We start from the raw sequence: 17,194 nt of genomic DNA, 5'->3' as shown, positions 1-17,194 counted from the left end.
AGGTTTACTGCCCAGCCAAGCGGGTTTGCAAATAACGATAAAGCCCGGCCGCACTCTTTCGATAGCCTTGCTCGTTCAGGTGAACCAGATCGTTCTGAGCAAGGTGGTCGGCCTGCCAAGCCTCAATCGAACAGGGGCCTCCCATATACGCTTGCCAGTCCCAGAACAGAGCCCCCGCGCGTAAGGCGGCCTGCCGTTGGATCTGGATGACCCGAGACAGATTTTTCGGCTGACGCTCTTCGCACGCCATGCCGGACCGCTGCTTTATCGAGTCTGCCGGCCCGACCAACAAAAGCACGGTGGCGGGTAATGTGCGGCGCAAGAACGCGAGCTTTTCAAGCAACTCATCGTGATAACGCCTCGGATCCAGATCGTCATCGAACGCTTCGTTACCGCCATACGCCAGCACCAGCAGGTCGGGATGCAGCGCGTTCAACGTATGCTCCCATCCGGCCTGCCACGAATCGACCGAATTCAGGGTTGCACCGTTGATACCCAGTGCCGAGTAAGTCACTCCAGTCTGTTGCTGTGACTCGATATTCCAGCCGCCGAGCGCAACCCCCCGTTCACTGATGATCGCCAGGTCCAATGGCAGGGCCAGATTTTCGAGCGCCCGACTGAACCGCCATTGCCCGGAAGTCGACAACAATGGCACCGCCATGTGACGAATGCCGTCATCCGCCACCAAACCGCTGTCAACATCAGCTCGGTACAGCGCAGAAACCCGGTAGCGCATTTCATGGGGTTCTCGCACACCAATCCTGACGTGGGCGTTGGGCGCCACGGGCAACGCCAGATAACCACCGAGCGGGAATTCATCGCTGTGCTGATAACGGCTTGAAATCAGGCGCCATTGGTCACTATCAGCCGCCAGTACCACTTGATCGTAACGGGTGCCTGGGACCGGTGTAGCCGCGACGAAACCTATTCCGCCCTCACCATATTGCAGTTGGAACAAACGGCGCATTTCACCGGAAAACCAATCAGCCGCCGTATGGGAGTCGCCCAACTGCACGATATTGACGGAACTACCGTGCGAAACCTTGAGCTTGTCGGCCAACGTCACTAAACCAGAAACAGGCACTGCTTGCGGTTCTGCCGCCAAGGCCCGAATCGAGAACAGCGCACTGCATCCGCCTGACACCGCCAGCAACACCATCGAGCGACATAGCCATAGCCACATGTTGCAGTCCCCTGACCATCCCGATAGTTGACTATAGCCGTCGCTCAGCGGCACAGGCCCGATAAAAATCCGCGCCGTGCGGGGCATTTTTTTGCCTGGAGAAAACCTCCAACACACGGGGGATCAACAGGTGGGAGGGGGCTTGCTCCCGATAGCGGTGGGTCAGTCAACACTGCTATCGGGAGCAAGCCCCCTCCCACAATTACCGGCGTACACCCGTGGTTACTGGATCTCGTCAGGCTTGACGATCACCCAGTTCTTGTCCGCCGTCACCGGCAAGCCTTCCTTGGCCTGGGCGGCCGCGTGTTTGGCCATCATGCCGTTGAGCTGGGTCATGTACTTGTCTTTGCGGTTGACCCACAGGTGAATGCCGCCCTTGGCCACGTCCACATCGTGGAACAGCATGTAGCCGTCGCTGGTCGGGGTATCGCCGCCGACGATTACCGGTTTTTTCCATTCGTCGATGTAGGTCAGGATCGCGGCGTGCTTGCCGGCCATCCAGGTCGCCGGGGTCCACAGGTAGGGGGTCAATTCCAGACCGAGGTTGGCTTTTTCGTCGTATTTGCCGGCAGTGATCTGCTTGCGTGCGGTGGTCAGTTCGCCGGTCTTGCGGTCCTTGAGCAGGGTGCTCACGCCGATGACGTTCTGCGGTTTGACGTTGTAGCCGTACTTCGGATCGGCAGCGACCATGCGTACCAGCTCTTCCGACGCGGCGGTCATCACATACACCTCGATGCCGTTTTCCATGAGCTTGTTGTACAGCTCAGCCTGACCGGTGAAGACTTTCGGCGGCTGGACTTCGGAGTTCTTCACCGCGTCGCCTTCGAAATAGCTGACCGGCACTGGCTTGCCGGAGGCCATCAACTCATCGACCTGGACCTTGAGTTCCTTGAGGGTAAAACCTGCAAACACCTGGGCCACCCACGGGTAGCAGACCATGTCGTCCACTTCGCAGAGGCGATAGTAGTAACTGAACAGGCTTTCCTTATGCTCGGCGGTGTCTTTGAAGGGCATAAGCTTGAGCGACGGGTCGAGGCTGTCGCGGGTGATCAGGCCCTTGTTTTCCATGTAGGGCAGCAGGGACTCTTCGAGGTCGTAGCGGTAGCTGGTGTTGTCCATGTCGAACACCGCGAAGTTACCCTTGTTGGCGTTGGCGGCGATCATTTCGTTCAGTTGCTTGGCGGCCGGGGCCGGCCAGTGTTTCAACTCGGTGGCGGCGAACGCCTGGCCGGCGAGTGCGAGGCAGAATGCGGCGGATACCAGTAGTTTCGGCGCGAGCTTCATAGGCGTTGTCTCCCTGAGTGAAAGACATCGACGCTAACAAATCCCTGTGACAGTTTTCGCCCGGTCGCGACCGCTTGCGTTCTGATTCCGCCATTGCCATGTGCCTGAGCGCCAACTACTTATTCCAAAAACGACAGACACCATTCCATATTGGTATTAAATCAATATATATCAAGCTGTTAGGCTTCCCGGTTCGCAATCGCAGGCTCACGCGATTGGCAACACTCTCAACGGAGCTTCAATGAATCTGCCCCTGATTCTCAACTTACTGGTGTTCGTGGCCCTGTTGCTGGGCCTGGCACAAACCCGTCGAACGAACTGGAGCCTCGCCAAGAAGGTCCTGTTCGCCCTGATACTCGGCGTGGCGTTCGGTACGGCCTTGCACGCCATTTACGGCGATGGCAACCCGGTCCTCAAAGCCTCTATCGGCTGGTTCGATCTGGTCGGCAACGGTTATGTGCAGTTGCTGCAAATGATCGTGATCCCGCTGGTGTTCGCTTCGATCCTCAGCGCCGTGGCACGTCTGCACAACGCCGCGTCCCTGGGCAAGATCAGCTTCCTGACCATCGGCACCCTACTGTTCACCACCGCGATTGCGGCGCTGATCGGCATCGGCCTGACCAACCTGTTCGGCCTCACCGCCGAAGGCCTGGTGGCCGGCACCCAGGAAATGGCGCGCCTGCAAGTGATCCAGAACGACTACGCGGGCAAGGTCGCCGACCTGAATATCCCGCAGTTGCTGTTGTCGTTCGTGCCGCAAAACCCGTTCGCCGACCTGGCCCGCGCCAAGCCGACCTCGATCATCAGCGTGGTGATCTTCGCCGCCTTCCTCGGCGTGGCCGCGCTGCAACTGCTCAAGGATGACGTGGAAAAGGGCCAGAAAGTGCTCAACGCCATCGACACCCTGCAAGCCTGGGTGATGCGCCTGGTGCGCCTGGTGATGAAGCTCACGCCCTACGGCGTATTGGCGCTGATGACCAAGGTGGTCGCCGGCTCCAACCTGCAAGACATCATCAAGCTCGGCAGTTTTGTCGTGGTCTCGTACCTGGCGCTGGGGCTGATGTTCGTCGTGCATGGCCTGCTGCTGTCGCTGGCCGGGATCAACCCGCTGCGCTTCTTGCGCAAGGTCTGGCCGGTGCTGACGTTCGCCTTCACCAGCCGCTCCAGCGCGGCGGCGATCCCGCTGAGTATCGAAGCGCAGACCCGCCGCCTGGGCATCCCGCACGCCATCGCCGGTTTCGCCGCCTCGTTCGGCGCGACCATCGGCCAGAACGGTTGCGCCGGTCTCTACCCGGCAATGCTGGCGGTGATGGTCGCGCCGACGGTCGGCATCAACCCGTTGGACCCGCTGTGGATCGCGACCCTGGTGGCGATTGTGACCTTGAGTTCGGCGGGCGTTGCCGGCGTGGGCGGTGGGGCGACGTTTGCCGCGCTGATCGTACTGCCAGCGATGGGCTTGCCGGTGTCACTGGTGGCGCTGCTGATTTCCGTGGAGCCGCTGATCGACATGGGCCGTACCGCGTTGAACGTGAACGGTTCGATGACAGCCGGGGCGATTACCAGCCAGATCATGCAGCAGACGGATAAAGAACGGCTGAATGCGGATGAGCATGCGGAGTTGGCGCAGGCCTGATAGACCGCTATCGGGGGCAAGCCCCCTCCCACATTTGACCGAGTGAATGCGGTCAGTGTGGGAGGGGGCTTGCCCCCGATGCTTTTAGGCTTTTTCCCAGACTTCGAAGTTGTAAGCCGGCTTGTCACCTTCGGCTGGGTTCTGCAGATTGGAAACCAACTTCCACTGGTTCTCATCAAACGCCGGAAACCACGCATCCCCTTCCGGGCTCAGCGCCACCCGCGTCAGGTACAGGCGATCCGCCTGTTCCAGCCCCTGCGCATAAAGCTGCGCGCCGCCGATCAACATCAGCTCATCCACGCCCTGCTCCAGGGCCCACGCTTGCGCACGCGCCACCGCCGCTTCAAGCGACGGAAAAACTTCCGCACCTTCCAGCGCCAGGTCGGTCTGACGACTGACCACAATGTTCAAGCGCCCCGGCAGCGGTCGACCCAGGGAATCCCAGGTCTTGCGCCCCATGATGATCGGCTTGCCCAGGGTGGTGGCCTTGAAATATTTGAAATCCCCCGGCAAATGCCAGGGCATGCTGTTGTCGACGCCGATCACACGGTTTTCACCGAGGGCTGCGATCAGGCTTAGAGGGAGAGTTTTTTTCATGGCGACGAGAATACCAGAGCCACGCGAAGCGTACCCCAACCGGCTGCACAGCGGTTATGCTCCAGGCTCACTGACACAACAGGACGGCGCGTGACTGCACTGACCCCCCTGCAAACACTCTGGCTGACGGAAACCGTGCGCCTGCGCGAAGAACACGCCGGCCCGCTGGAAGATCAGCAAGCCAATCGCCTGGCCCGCACGGCCGGTGGCGACCTGCCGACGCGCATTCAACAGCGCGCCCTGTACCTGGCCGAGCGCGATGGGCTGACAACCGCCCTCATCCGCTGGCTGCAAGGCGCGCGTTTGGCCCTGATACTGCTGGCGATAGTCGCGGTGATCAGTGGCGCGGGCCTGGTCTTTGCTGCGCTGGGTAACGGCTTGACCCCGGTGAATGTGTTCTGGGCGCTGGGCAGCCTGCTCGGCTTGAACCTGATCCTGCTGATCAGTTGGGCATTGGGCCTGCTGTTTGCCGGAGAACACAGCGCCAGCCTCGGCCGGCTGTGGTTGTGGCTCAGCGAAAAACTCGCGCGTGACGCCAAAGCCGCGCAACTGGCGCCGGCGTTGCTGCTGCTATTGCAGCGCCAGAAGCTCAATCGCTGGGCCGTCGGGGTGCTGGTCAACAGCCTGTGGTTACTCGCATTGCTCAGCGCGCTGGCGATCCTGCTGACACTGCTCGCCACCCGGCGCTACGGTTTTGTGTGGGAAACCACCATCCTCGGCGCCGACACCTTCGTCGCCGTGACCCAAGCCCTCGGCGCCCTGCCCGCCCTGCTTGGTTTCAACGTCCCCACGGTGGAGATGATCCGCGCCAGCGGCGATTCCGCCCTGAACATCGACAGCGCCCGCCAGGCCTGGGCTGCCTGGCTGGTGGGCGTGCTGCTGATCTACGGCCTGTTGCCGCGGTTGACCCTCGCCCTGCTGTGCCTGTGGCGCTGGAAACGCGGGCGCGCCGCCCTGCGCCTGGACCTCAACCTGCCCGGCTACAGCCAACTGCGCGAACGCCTGATGCCGAGCAGCGAACGGCTTGGGGTCAACGATGCGGCACCGGAGCAGTTGCACGCCGTCAGCGGCGGCGTCAGCGAACTGCACAGCGACGGCGCTCTGGTGGTCGCCATCGAACTCGACGACCAGCACCCGTGGCCGCCGAAGCTGCCGGGCAACGTGCAGAACGCCGGCATCCTCGACAGCCGCGAATCACGCCACAAACTGCTGGAACAACTGACCCGCTTCCCGCCCGCGCGCCTGGCCATCGCCTGCGACCCGCGCCGCTCGCCCGACCGGGGCAGCCTGGCGCTGATCGCCGAACTGGCGCGCAGCGCCAGCGCCACCCGCGTGTGGCTGCTGCAAGCGCCACCCGGCCAGGCGCTGGACGCCGAGCGCCTGGGCGATTGGCACGCGGCGCTGCAACAACTGGAACTGCCCTTCGCCGATTGCGCGCCGTTGAACTGGCTGGAGAGCGGCCATGACTAAACCCCTGAAACTCGCCGTGGTCGGCCACACCAATGTCGGCAAGACCTCGCTGCTGCGCACCCTGACCCGCGATGTCGGTTTCGGCGAAGTCTCCCATCGCCCCAGCACCACGCGGCATGTCGAAGGCGCGCGCTTGTCGGTCGAGGGCGAAGCCCTGCTGGAACTCTACGACACCCCCGGCCTGGAAGACGCCATCGCCCTGCTCGACTATCTGGAGCGCCTCGATCGCCCCGGCGAACGCCTCGACGGCCCGGCACGCCTGGCGCGTTTCCTGGAAGGCAGCGAAGCCCGTCAGCGTTTCGAACAGGAAGCCAAGGTGCTGCGCCAACTGCTGGCCTCCGACGCCGGCCTGTATGTGATCGACGCCCGCGAGCCGGTGCTGGCCAAGTACCGCGACGAACTGCAAGTGCTGGCCAGTTGCGGCAAACCGTTATTGCCCGTGCTCAACTTCGTCAGCAGCAACGATCATCGCGAACCGGACTGGCGCGAAGCCCTGGCCCGCCTCGGCCTGCACGCACTGGTGCGGTTCGACAGCGTCGCGCCGCCGGAAGACGGCGAACGCCGCCTGTATGAAAGCCTCGCCCTGCTGCTGGAAAACGCCCGGCCCCAACTGGAACGGCTGATCCTCGACCAGCACACCCAACGCCAGGCCCGCCAGCAAAGCGCCGCGCGGCTGATCGCCGAACTGCTGATCGACTGCGCCGCGTGCCGGCGCAGCGTGGTCACTGAAGAGGAACCGCAAGCCATCGGCGATTTGCGCAAGGCCGTGCGCCAGCGCGAGCAGCGTTGCGTGGAAGCCTTGCTCAAGCTGTTCGGCTTCCGCCCGCAGGACGCCGCCGCCAGCGACTTGCCGCTGCTCGACGGGCGCTGGGGCGATGACCTGTTCAACCCGGAAACCCTCAAGCAACTCGGCGTGCGCGTCGGCGGCGGGATTGCCGCCGGCGCGGCCGCCGGTGCCGGGGTCGACCTGCTGGTGGGTGGGTTGACCCTTGGCGCCGCCGCGCTGGCGGGCGCCATTGCCGGTGGCGCGCTGCAAACCGCGCGCAGCTATGGCGGGCGCCTGCTGGGCAAAATCAAGGGCCAGCGCGAGCTGACCGTCGACGACAGCGTGCTGCGCCTGCTGGCCCTGCGCCAACGCCAATTGCTCAAGGCCCTGAACCTGCGCGGTCATGCGGCGATGCACAGCATCAAGGTCGACACGCCGCAGGACAAGACCTGGCGCGAAGGCAAACTGCCCGACGCCCTGCACAAGGCCCGCGCCCACCCGCAGTGGTCGTCCCTCAACCCTCACGCCAAATTGAGCCAGGCCGAGCGCCAGGAGCAGGTCGAAGCCCTGGCCGCCCGGCTCGATGAAGCCTGACCCCGCTTATTGACGCGCGTACCACTCAAAGCCCAGAAAGGTCGTACACAACGTGCGGATCAGCTCTTTATCGGCCTTGTCCGCGATACCGTCTCGGTCGATGTCACTGTTGGTAAACGATTCCAGCACCCCGTCGCCATCGCCGTCATAGGCGGCGGCCTTGTAGATCAGCGAGCCCTTGCACTGCGGCGCCGTGCGCTCTTGGAATTCCAGCTTGACCGCGTTGGGCGTGCCGGCCTTGGCGTAATGATCGACGTACAGCGTCAACGTGCGCTGCCAGTGGCTGCGCCGATTGAACCAGTTCAACTTCAAAAAGCAGTCGGCGAAGGTGTCCACCCGCTGTTTTTCCAGCCGACAGGGACGGGTGACCGGGTTCAGATCGTCCGCCCATTGCAGGTCGACCCGGCCGTCCGCGCTCATGTCCACGGCGAAGATCTCGTGGATCAGTTCATCGGGACAGCCAGCCTGCTGCTCATAGAAGTGCAGGATGACTGTGTCCGCCCGACCGTTGCCGCTCATGTCCTGGGCCGTCACTTTTAAGTAGCGCATCAGCGTTGCTCCTTGGATTGAAGAAGCAAGCCACCTTAGTGATCCGACCTCAGGGGCTCTAGGCGGCGCATCTGCGTTTGGCGTAAGGCCAATCTACGCAACCAGTAGCCGCGCGGCCTTGGCCTTGAGTACCTGCAGATCGAGCACCGGCACCTGCGCTTGCTTGGCCTGTTCGTCCCAGTGGCGCAGACGCAGGCTGATGGCGTAGAGCGGGTCTTGCTCGAACGCCCGCGCTTCGTCAGGCGTCATTGCCCCGCCTTGATACGCCAGCGTGCGGCGGCTGGCTTCGCTCAACCGGGCGTAGTAGTCCGGCTGGCTGAATGTCAGGTAGCGCTTGGCCTCGACGTGATATTCCACCAGCCGCGCCAGGCGCTCGCTGAAACCGACGCGGCGCAGGTAATCGGCGCCCAGCCGCTCATGGCTGACCACGCCATAGCCGCCCATGTTCGCACCGCCCTGGCCGCAAAGATGGCCGATATCGTGGAAAAACGCCGCCAGCACCACTTCATCGTCGAAGCCTTCGGCCATGGCCCACTGCGCGGCCTGGGACATGTGTTCGAGCTGCGACACCGCCTCGCCGATGTAATCCGCCGTGCCGTGTTGCTCGTACAGGCCGAAAACCTCGGCAATCACCTGCTGCGGATTCATCATGCCGCCCCCCACAGTGCGCTGATATTGCGCTCGCCCAGCGCCGGCCCCACGCTCATGCCCACGCCGGTATGCATCAACGCGGCGCTGACACCGGGCGCCACGCGCAGGAACGAGAACGGCACCCGCCCGCGTGCGCCGTAGACGCCCTGCCAACGCTCGACCACCTGGACCTTGCAACCCAGGGTCTGCTCGGCCAGTTCGAGCATCCAGTCATCGACCTGCTCGGCGTTGAACGGCGACGCATCGCGGCCGTAGTCGTGGGAGTCGCCGATGATCAGTTCGCCATGGGGCGTTGGGCTGATCAGCAAGTGAATCCCGTGCTCATGCAGGTACGGCGCTTCGCGCAGGATCTGCGCCTGCACCGCCGCCGCTTCCGGCAGGTCGGCAAACGCGCCGTAATGCACGCAACTGAGGCCGGTGAGCAAGGCATGTTGCAGGTTCAGGTTGACCGCCGGCCGTGCGCGCAGCATTTGCAGGCGGCAGATATGCGGGTCGAGTTCGGCAATCGCTTCGGCCAGCAGGGTTTGGTAATCGTGGCCCGAGCAGACCAAGATCTGCGCGCCACGAAAACTGCCCGCCGTGCTGTGCAACTGGCCGGGCTCGACGTCGCGCACCAGGGTCGAAAAGTGAAACTCCACCTGCAGTTCCTCGCGCAGGTAATCGATCAGCGCCGGGATCGCCTCGCGCGAATACAGTTGCTGATCGTCCTTGCCGTGCAACGCTGCGCGGTGATGACGGAATTGGCCGCCGTACAGATCCCGCAACGCCGCGCCCTGCAGCAGTTTGACGTTATAGCCATACGCCTGGGCGCGGCCGGCGCAGAAGGCTTCCAGCAGGTGTTCTTCGGCTTCACTGCGGGCGAACAGATACGAGCCGTTGCGCTTGAGCTGCAAGCCGGCCAGCCGCGCCCATTCGCCCCAGATATCGCGGCTTTGCCGCGCCAGGTCGAGCATCGGGCCTGGCGGTTGGCCGGTGACCAGGGCCTGGCCGAAGTTGCGTACCGAGGCGCCCAACGGTGTGGCGCTGCGCTCGAACACCTTGACCTTGAGCCCGCGCTTGGCTGCTGCGTAGGCGTGGGACAGGCCGAGGATGCCGGCGCCGATGATCAATAAATCTGTCATGACATACGTAACCCTCTGTAGGAGCGAGCTTGCTCGCGAAGCACGTCAACGATAACGCAGCGCTATCAGGTAGCCCGCGTCGTCTATGGGTTCTTCGCGAGCAAGCTCGCTCCTACAGGTAGAGGTGAAATTTATTGTTTTTCCGACTTGCCGTCATAGCGCTTGCGCCATTCAGTCAGAATGCTGTCGCGGTTTTTCGAGGCCCAGGTGAAGTCGTTCTTGATCAGCCGCTGCTCGTAGTCCGCCGGCAATTCGGTCTGTGGCTTGGCGATGCCCGGCTGGGCGAGCACGGCGAAGTTGTCCTTGTACAGGTCCATCGCGGCGGTGCTGGCGGAGAAGTCGGCGAGTTTCTTCGCCGCGTCGGCGTGGGCGCTGCCTTTGATCACCGCCGTCGCTTCGATGTCCCAGCCCAGGCCTTCTTTTGGCAGGATGATGTCCAGCGGCGCGCCCTGGCGCTTCAGCTGCACGGCCGGGTATTCGAAGGAAATACCGATCGGGAATTCACCCGAAGCCGCCAGCTTGCATGGCTTGGAACCGGAGTGGACGTACTGGCCGATGTTCTGGTGCAGGTCGTCCATGTACTGCCAGCCCTGCTTCTCGCCGAAGGTCTGCAGCCAGGCGCTCACATCCAGGAAACCGGTGCCCGAGGACGCCGGGTTGGGCATCACGATCTTGCCCTTGTACTCAGGCTTGGTCAGGTCTTGCCAGCTCACCGGTTTGCTCAGGCCCTGCTTCTCGGCTTCGACGGTGTTGAAGCAGATCGTCGCGGCCCAGACGTCCATGCCGACCCACGCAGGCGGGTTGGCGGCGTCACGGTAGTGTTTGCCGATCTTGTCCAGGCCCTTGGGCGCGTAACTTTCGAGCATGCCTTGCTGGTCGAGGATCGCCAGGCTCGACGCGGCCAGGCCCCAGACCACATCGGCTTGCGGGCGGTCTTTTTCCGCGAGCAGCTTGGCGGTGATGATGCCGGTGGAGTCACGCACCCATTTGATTTCGATGTCGGGGTTGGCCTGCTCGAAGGCCTGTTTATAGGTCTTCAATTGCTCGGCTTCGAGGGCCGTGTACACGGTCAATTCAGTCTTGGCGAAGGCATTCAGGCTGAATGCAGTGAGTACGGCAGCGACCAACGCGAGGGGCTTGAACATGGCATACCTCCTTCAGGGTTATTGGCCCGGCGCGGTCTGGCGCCAGGCTTGGGAGCGGCGCAACGCGCCACGTGAGGCCCACGCCAGCAGCAGCGAGACGCTGGCCGAAGTGAACAGAATCAAAGTGGACATGGCCGCCGCGCCGCCCACATTGCCGGCGTCGTCCATGTTCAACACGGCGACGGCGGCGAGGATGGTGTCGGGGCTGTAGAGGAAGATCGCCGCCGAGACAGTGGTCATCGCCGACACAAACAGGTAGCGCACGATGTCCAGCAGCGCCGGCAGGCAGATCGGCACGGTGACGCGCAGGTAGTGGCGGTACAGCGGCGCCTTGAGCGACAGCGCGGCGGCTTCGAACTCGGCATCGAGCTGGCGCAGCGCGGTGGTGGCGGTCATCTGCGCGGTGGTCAAATAATGAGCGATGGTACACACCACCAGCAGCGTCATGGTGCCGTAGAACACATGCAGCGGGTTGCCGCTGAGGTTGAAGAAGAAGACGTAGCCCAGGCCCAGCACCAGGCCCGGCACGGCCATCGGCACGAAGCTGAGCATGCGCAGCGCCAGGTTCAGGCCTTTCTGGCCCTGGGTCTTTTCCATCAGGTACGCGCCGGTGAAGATCAGCACGCTGCCGATCAACGCCGTACACAGCGCCAGGGTCAGGCTGTTGCGGTACGCCAGCCAGCCGCCGCCGGCTGTGTCTTCGAACTGGTAGTGGTTGAGCGACAGCGACAGGTTGTAGGGCCAGAACTTCACCAGCGACGAGTACACCGCCATGCCGAACACCAGCAGCAACACCGCGCAGATCAGCAGCACGATGGCCAGGTAACAGGCATCGCGCCGCCGCGACGGGGCCGGCTGGAACACCTGGGCACGGCCGCCCATAGCATCACCCTGGCGCCGACGCAGCCAGGTATCGACGCCAAAGCTGAACAGCGCCGGCAGCAGCAACACCATGCCGATCAACGCCCCGCGCCCGAACTGTTGCTGGCCGACCACGGCCTTGTAGGCTTCCAGCGCCAGCACCTGATAATCGCCGCCGACCACCACCGGTACGCCGAAGTCGGTGATGGTCAGGGTGAACACCAGGCAAAACGCGGCGAACACCGCCTGGCGCGTGGCAGGCCAAGTGATGCTGCGAAATGCCCGGGCCGGGCTGGCACCCATGCTCGAGGCGGCATCGAACAAGCGCGCATCCGCCAGGGAAAGCGCCGACAACAGGATCATCAAGGCGTGTGGGAAGGTGTAGATCACCTCACCGAGGACAATGCCCCAGAAGCCGTAGATATTCTCCGACAACAAACCGCGCAGCAGGCCCTGGTTGCCGAACAGATAGACCAACGCGATCCCCGGCAGCATTGACGGCGCCATCAACGGCAGCAGCGACAGGCCGCGCCAAAGCGCCTTGGCCGGGATCAGTGTGCGTTGCAGCGCGTAGGCAAACAGATACGCCAGCGGTACGACAATGACCGCCACGCTGAGGGAGACTTTCAGGCTATTCCCAAGCAGCCAGTGGAAGTTGGCGCTGCTGACCAGTTCCCGTGCCGCCACCAGCCCGCCGCCCTGCCCGGCTTCGCTGCTGAAGCCGCGCCAGAAGATCGCCAGCAGCGGCAACAACACCGCGATACCCAGCAGGCACAGCCATAGCCATTTGCCGCCCAGCACGAAAAGGCGGTCGCCCAACTCGGCGCGGGACACCCGGCGTGCAATGGGCAGCGTCATCAGCGCACCCATGTCAGGCAAACACCTGCAGGCTGCGCGGCGGCAACGCGACCCAGATGTCCTGGGCCCCCAGGCGCGGCATGGCTTCCGGAGCCAGTTCGGCCAGCAGCGGATGACCGGGCAGTTGCGCCAGTTCAAAGCTCATGCGGCAACGGTTGCCGAGGAAGGTGATCTCGCGGACCTTGGCCGCAAACAGGTTCTCTTCATGCACCAGCGGGTTGACGCTGATCGCCTCCGGGCGGCAGAACAGGCGCCCGGAGGTGGCCGCGCCAGCATCATCGGCCAGGCGCATGTGCATCCCGCCGACCTGGGCGTGGCTCGCGCTGCTGCGGCTGAACGGCAGCCAATTGCCCTGGCCGACGAACTCCGCCACGAACGGTGTGGCCGGGCGGTCGTAGATCTCTTGGGGCGTGGCGTATTGCTCGACCTTACCGTTGTTCATCACGGCAATGCGGTCGGCCATCAACATGGCTTCGTCCTGATTGTGGGTGACCATCAGCGTGGTGACACCGAGGCGCCGTTGCAGTTGGCGCAGCTCGGTACACAGGTGCTCACGGACGCGGGCGTCGAGGGCCGACATCGGCTCATCGAGCAGCAACAGCGAGGGTGCCGGCGCCAAGGCACGGGCCAGCGCGACCCGTTGTTGCTGGCCGCCGGAGAGTTGGCCGGGGTATTTCTTTTCGCTGCCGAGCAGGCCGACCAGTTCGAGCATCTGACCGACACGCTTGCGCACTTCATCGCGACCGCTGCCGGTGAGGCCGTAGCCGATATTCGCTTCAACGCTGAGGTTGGGGAACAGCGCGTAGGACTGGAACAAAATGCCGTAGTCCCGCGCCTGCGGCGGCAGCAGGGAAACATCCCGCTCACCCAGATAAAGCTCCCCACTGTCCTGGCGCTCGAGGCCGGCGATGCAGCGCAGCAGCGTGGTCTTGCCACAACCGGACGGGCCCAGCAGGCACACCAGCTCGCCGGCGGCGACGTCCAGGGACACGTTGTCCAGCGCGGTAAAGGCGCCGAAGCGTTTCTGGATACCGCGCACCTTCATTGGCGCGCCGGGTTGGGTCAGGGCTGTGTTCATGGAGGCACCTCATCAAACAGATGAGGGCCATGCTAGGCAGGCAATGCGTCCCTGATGTGGCAGAAAGGCAAAACGTGGCGATAGTGGTATTGGTGGATTTGGGTAGGGGGGTGCCAGGTCTGGCGCTATCGGGGGCAAGCCCCCTCCCACATTTTGACCGCATTCTCATGTTGGAACTCGGTCAAGTGTGGGAGGGGGCTTGCCCCCGATAGCGCCCTCAAGACCACCACCGGATTTCAGATCGGCGACATTTCCTGCGCCAACCCGAGAAAAGCAGCTGGCAGGCGAGCGCCTTTTCTTTCCTTGAGGCAGTAGAGGTACTCAGCGATCTGCGGCGCGTTCTCGATGGTCAGCACCCGCAACTGCGGGTCATGGGGCACTTCCTGGCGGGCGATGATGCTGATGCCGATATTGCGCAGCACCGCTTCACGAATCGACTCGCGGCTGCCGATTTCCAGCAGCGGCCCGTAACTCACGCCGGCACCCTGCAGCAGCTGTTCCGTCAGGCGTCGCGTGGTGGAGCCGGCTTCACGCATCAACAGCGTATGCCCGGCCAGCGCGGTCAACGGCACATGATCGAGCGTCGCCAACGGGTGGTTCCGATGCACCGCCAGCACCAGCGGATCGGTGCCCAGCACACGGCGAATCAGGCGCGGGTCTTCCAGCAGTTGCGAGGACGCGGCGACGTCGACGCGGTAATCATCCAGGGCTTCGAGCACCTGTTGGGAGTTGCCGATTTCCACCGACACTTCCACCTGGGGCAAACGCTCGCGGAAGGCTTTGACCAGGTCGAGGATGTAATACGGCGCCGTCGCGGCAATCCGCAATGCGCCCTGGACCTGGCCACTGTTACGCAGGAAAAACTCGATATCCGCTTCCTGCTGCAACAGCGTCTTGACCATCGGCAGCAGGCGCGCGCCTTCGTCGCTGACCGTCAGGCGGCGGCCCCCGCGATAGAACAGCTCGACGCCGTACTGGCTTTCCAGGTTGCGGATCTGCGTGGTGACGGTGGGCTGGCTCAGGCCGAGCTTTTTCGCCGCCTGGGTAATGCTGCCCAGGCGGGCGACCATAAAAAACGCCTTCAACTCGGCACTCAGCACACCACCCTCACATCATTTATTTGCGCAGCAGGCGCAGGCCATTGAACACCACCAGCAGGCTTACGCCCATGTCGGCAAACACCGCCATCCACATGGTGGCCATGCCCAGGAAGGTGACCGCAAGGAAGACCGCCTTGATCACCAGCGCCAGGGCGATGTTCTGCTTGAGGATACTCGAGGTTTGCCGCGACAACCGAATGAAAGCCGGAATCTTGCGCAAATCATCGTCCATCAAGGCCACGTCGGCAGTTTCGATGGCAGTGTCGGTGCCTGCCGCGGCCATGGCAAAACCGATCTCGGCGCGGGCCAACGCCGGGGCGTCGTTGATGCCGTCGCCAACCATGCCCACGCGCCGGCCTTGGCCGTAAAGGGCTTCGATGGCTAGCAGTTTGTCGGTGGGCAACAGGTCGCCCTGGGCCTGGTCGATGCCGACCTGGGCCGCAATCGCCTGGGCAGTGTGGGTGTTGTCGCCGGTGAGCATCAGGGTTTTGATGCCCAGCTCGTGCAACTGCTGGATCGCTTCGCGGCTGCTGTCCTTGACCGTGTCGGCCACGGCGAACAGCGCCAGCGGGCCGGATGTGTCGAGCAGCAGCACCACGGATTTGCCTTGTTTCTCCAGGGCGAAGAGTTTGTCTTCCAGAGCGGGCGAGCACAGGCCGAGTTCTTCCACCAGGCGGTGGTTGCCCAGGTGGTAGGTTGCGCCGTTGATATCACCGCGCACACCGCGACCGGTCAGGGCAGTGAAGTTATCCACAGCATGGCGCGGCAGGTTTTTATCCACAGCCGCGTTGGCGATGGCCAGCGATACCGGGTGGTCGGAACGCCCGGCGAGGGCGGCGGCCAACCCCGGCGCACTGTCTTCGACATTCGGGAACAGTGCCAGGTAGTCGGTTTGCACCGGTTTGCCGTGGGTGATGGTGCCGGTCTTGTCGAGGGCCAGGTAGTCGAGTTTGTAACCGCCCTCCAGGTACACGCCGCCCTTGATCAGGATGCCTTTGCGCGCCGCTGCGGCCAGGCCGCTGACGATGGTCACCGGGGTGGAGATCACCAAGGCGCACGGGCATGCGACCACCAGCAGCACCAGGGCGCGGTAGATCCAGTCGAACCAGACGCCAGCCATGAACAGCGGCGGGATCAGCGCCACGCCCAGGGCAAACAGGAACACCGCCGGGGTGTAGATCTTCGCAAAACGGTCGACAAAACGCTGGGTCGGCGCGCGGGCGCCCTGAGCCTGTTCCACGGCGTGGATGATCCGCGCCAGGGTCGAGTTGCTGGCGGCCGCCGTGACTGCGTATTCCAGGGAACCGGCCTGGTTGATGGTGCCGGCGAAGACTTTATCGCCCACGGTTTTTTCAATCGGCAGACTTTCGCCGGTGATCGGCGCCTGGTCGATGGTCGACTGGCCGGCGGTGACTTCGCCGTCCAGGCCGATGCGCTCGCCGGGGCGAACCCGCACGATGGCGCCCAATTCCACACTGTTCACTTCCCGTTCGGCCCAACTGCCGTCGGCCTGGCGCACCGTGGCCCGTTCCGGGGTCATCTGCATCAAGCCGCTGATGGCATTGCGCGCGCGGTCGAGGGACTTGGCTTCGATCAATTCGGCCACGGTGAACAGGAACATCACCATCGCCGCTTCCGGCCATTGGCCGATCAGGATCGCGCCGGTCACGGCGATGCTCATCAGCGCGTTGATGTTCAGGTTGAGGTTTTTCAGGGCAATCCAGCCCTTTTTATAGGTGGTCAGGCCGCCGCTGAGGATCGAGACCAGCGCCACCAGGGCGATCACCCAGGTCGGGGCCGCGTTGGTGAAGTGGATCACTTCGGCCGCCAGGGCGCCGACGCCGGACAACGCCAACGGCCACCAGTGTTTCTTCGCCGGCGGTGCGGCAGCCGGGGTGCCCTCTTCGATCGGATCGGCCTGCATGCCCAGGGACTTGATGGCGTCGATGATCGGCGCGGTGCTCGGCAGGTCATGGGTGACACCGAGGATGCGGTTGATCAGGTTGAATTCCAGCTGCTGCACACCGGCAAGCTTGCCCAGTTTGTTCTGGATCAGGGTCTGCTCGGTGGGGCAGTCCATGGCTTCGATGCGGAAGGTGCTCAGGCGCGAATCGGCGCTTGGCGCGGCGCTCAGTTGCACCAACGCCGGGGCTGGCGTGCCGGAGCAGCAGGCACCGGCGTGGCCGTGGTCATGCACCGGTGTCAGTTTTTTCGGCGCATGAGCGTGGTCATGCGCGTGATCGTGCGTGTGCGGGGTGTGATGGGAGTCGCTCATCTGGTCGCGTCCGTAAGGTGCCTGTTGCC

13 protein-coding genes and 1 pseudogene are annotated in these 17,194 nt (G+C 63.6%); 3 read left to right on the top strand and 11 right to left on the bottom strand.

The window, feature by feature from the left end; all coding sequences use genetic code 11:
• Positions 1 to 4 precede the first annotated feature (4 nt).
• Both C8K66_RS11445 and C8K66_RS11440 read right to left on the bottom strand, forming a co-directional pair.
• Positions 5 to 1,183, bottom strand: coding sequence for a GDSL-type esterase/lipase family protein (locus tag C8K66_RS11445; protein ID WP_057004027.1), 1,179 nt, complete (start codon positions 1,181 to 1,183; stop codon positions 5 to 7).
• Positions 1,184 to 1,405: 222 nt separating this feature from the next.
• Complete coding sequence (locus C8K66_RS11440; protein ID WP_046381742.1) at positions 1,406 to 2,467, bottom strand: hypothetical protein; 1,062 nt, start codon at positions 2,465 to 2,467, stop codon at positions 1,406 to 1,408.
• A 241-nt stretch (positions 2,468 to 2,708) separates the two neighbouring features.
• On the opposite strand from C8K66_RS11440, the gene C8K66_RS11435 reads away from it, so the two are divergent.
• A complete protein-coding gene (locus C8K66_RS11435; protein WP_108524867.1) occupies positions 2,709 to 4,100 on the top strand; it encodes an L-cystine transporter in 1,392 nt (463 codons plus the stop codon).
• A gap of 84 nt (positions 4,101 to 4,184) precedes the next feature.
• Here the strand turns inward: C8K66_RS11435 and C8K66_RS11430 are convergent, their stop codons facing one another.
• Positions 4,185 to 4,697, bottom strand: coding sequence for a dihydrofolate reductase (locus tag C8K66_RS11430; RefSeq protein WP_046381740.1), 513 nt, complete (start codon positions 4,695 to 4,697; stop codon positions 4,185 to 4,187).
• Positions 4,698 to 4,787: 90 nt separating this feature from the next.
• On the opposite strand from C8K66_RS11430, the gene C8K66_RS11425 reads away from it, so the two are divergent.
• Both C8K66_RS11425 and C8K66_RS11420 read left to right on the top strand, forming a co-directional pair.
• Positions 4,788 to 6,167: a DUF2868 domain-containing protein gene (locus tag C8K66_RS11425; RefSeq protein WP_108524865.1), complete on the top strand. Its 1,380-nt coding sequence runs from the start codon at positions 4,788 to 4,790 to the stop codon at positions 6,165 to 6,167.
• Entirely contained in the window at positions 6,160 to 7,527 is a 1,368-nt protein-coding gene (locus tag C8K66_RS11420) for a DUF3482 domain-containing protein (protein ID WP_046381738.1), read from the top strand. Before C8K66_RS11425 ends, C8K66_RS11420 begins: the two co-directional genes overlap by 8 nt.
• A 6-nt stretch (positions 7,528 to 7,533) precedes the next feature.
• On the opposite strand, the gene C8K66_RS11415 is transcribed toward C8K66_RS11420, so the two are convergent.
• The 8 genes and pseudogenes from C8K66_RS11415 to C8K66_RS11380 form a co-directional block, all read right to left on the bottom strand.
• Positions 7,534 to 8,076 carry a hypothetical protein gene (locus C8K66_RS11415; protein ID WP_046381737.1) on the bottom strand — a complete coding sequence of 181 codons (543 nt, stop codon included), beginning with the start codon at positions 8,074 to 8,076 and terminating at the stop codon, positions 7,534 to 7,536.
• A 93-nt stretch (positions 8,077 to 8,169) separates the two neighbouring features.
• Positions 8,170 to 8,724, bottom strand: a complete 555-nt coding sequence (locus C8K66_RS11410; RefSeq protein WP_026139794.1) for a phosphonate degradation HD-domain oxygenase — start codon at positions 8,722 to 8,724, stop codon at positions 8,170 to 8,172.
• Positions 8,724 to 9,854 (bottom strand): annotated as a pseudogene (locus C8K66_RS11405) (TIGR03364 family FAD-dependent oxidoreductase); the annotation flags it as partial. The gene C8K66_RS11410 and the pseudogene C8K66_RS11405, both read right to left, overlap by 1 nt.
• A gap of 125 nt (positions 9,855 to 9,979) precedes the next feature.
• A complete protein-coding gene (locus tag C8K66_RS11400) occupies positions 9,980 to 10,993 on the bottom strand; it encodes a putative 2-aminoethylphosphonate ABC transporter substrate-binding protein (protein WP_046381735.1) in 1,014 nt (337 codons plus the stop codon).
• Positions 10,994 to 11,011: 18 nt separating this feature from the next.
• The gene (locus C8K66_RS11395; RefSeq protein ID WP_104904286.1) at positions 11,012 to 12,724 is read right to left on the bottom strand and encodes a putative 2-aminoethylphosphonate ABC transporter permease subunit; all 1,713 of its coding nucleotides are present in this window, start codon (positions 12,722 to 12,724) and stop codon (positions 11,012 to 11,014) included.
• Between the two features lies 1 nt (position 12,725).
• Positions 12,726 to 13,790: a putative 2-aminoethylphosphonate ABC transporter ATP-binding protein gene (locus C8K66_RS11390; protein ID WP_046381733.1), complete on the bottom strand. Its 1,065-nt coding sequence runs from the start codon at positions 13,788 to 13,790 to the stop codon at positions 12,726 to 12,728.
• Positions 13,791 to 14,026: 236 nt separating this feature from the next.
• Positions 14,027 to 14,890, bottom strand: coding sequence for a LysR family transcriptional regulator (locus C8K66_RS11385; RefSeq protein WP_017845049.1), 864 nt, complete (start codon positions 14,888 to 14,890; stop codon positions 14,027 to 14,029).
• Between the two features lie 16 nt (positions 14,891 to 14,906).
• Positions 14,907 to 17,165, bottom strand: a complete 2,259-nt coding sequence (locus tag C8K66_RS11380) for a heavy metal translocating P-type ATPase (RefSeq protein WP_108524862.1) — start codon at positions 17,163 to 17,165, stop codon at positions 14,907 to 14,909.
• Positions 17,166 to 17,194 lie beyond the last annotated feature (29 nt).

Origin of the sequence: Pseudomonas sp. GV105, assembly GCF_003058185.1 — a bacterium.
GTDB classification, from domain to species: Bacteria; Pseudomonadota; Gammaproteobacteria; order Pseudomonadales; family Pseudomonadaceae; genus Aquipseudomonas; species Aquipseudomonas veronii.
Note: the sequence above shows the minus strand (reverse complement) of the source record. Positions and strands in the feature narration are given on the sequence as shown.

Coding starts and splice junctions, on each gene's coding strand:
- C8K66_RS11400 (WP_046381735.1), bottom strand. CDS start 10,993: ATGTTCAAGCCCCTCGCGTTGGTCGCTGCCGTACTCACTGCATTCAGC.
- C8K66_RS11430 (WP_046381740.1), bottom strand. CDS start 4,697: ATGAAAAAAACTCTCCCTCTAAGCCTGATCGCAGCCCTCGGTGAAAAC.
- C8K66_RS11435 (WP_108524867.1), top strand. CDS start 2,709: ATGAATCTGCCCCTGATTCTCAACTTACTGGTGTTCGTGGCCCTGTTG.
- C8K66_RS11440 (WP_046381742.1), bottom strand. CDS start 2,467: ATGAAGCTCGCGCCGAAACTACTGGTATCCGCCGCATTCTGCCTCGCA.
- C8K66_RS11410 (WP_026139794.1), bottom strand. CDS start 8,724: ATGAATCCGCAGCAGGTGATTGCCGAGGTTTTCGGCCTGTACGAGCAA.
- C8K66_RS11420 (WP_046381738.1), top strand. CDS start 6,160: ATGACTAAACCCCTGAAACTCGCCGTGGTCGGCCACACCAATGTCGGC.
- C8K66_RS11380 (WP_108524862.1), bottom strand. CDS start 17,165: ATGAGCGACTCCCATCACACCCCGCACACGCACGATCACGCGCATGAC.
- C8K66_RS11390 (WP_046381733.1), bottom strand. CDS start 13,790: ATGAACACAGCCCTGACCCAACCCGGCGCGCCAATGAAGGTGCGCGGT.
- C8K66_RS11415 (WP_046381737.1), bottom strand. CDS start 8,076: ATGCGCTACTTAAAAGTGACGGCCCAGGACATGAGCGGCAACGGTCGG.
- C8K66_RS11445 (WP_057004027.1), bottom strand. CDS start 1,183: ATGTGGCTATGGCTATGTCGCTCGATGGTGTTGCTGGCGGTGTCAGGC.
- C8K66_RS11395 (WP_104904286.1), bottom strand. CDS start 12,724: ATGGGTGCGCTGATGACGCTGCCCATTGCACGCCGGGTGTCCCGCGCC.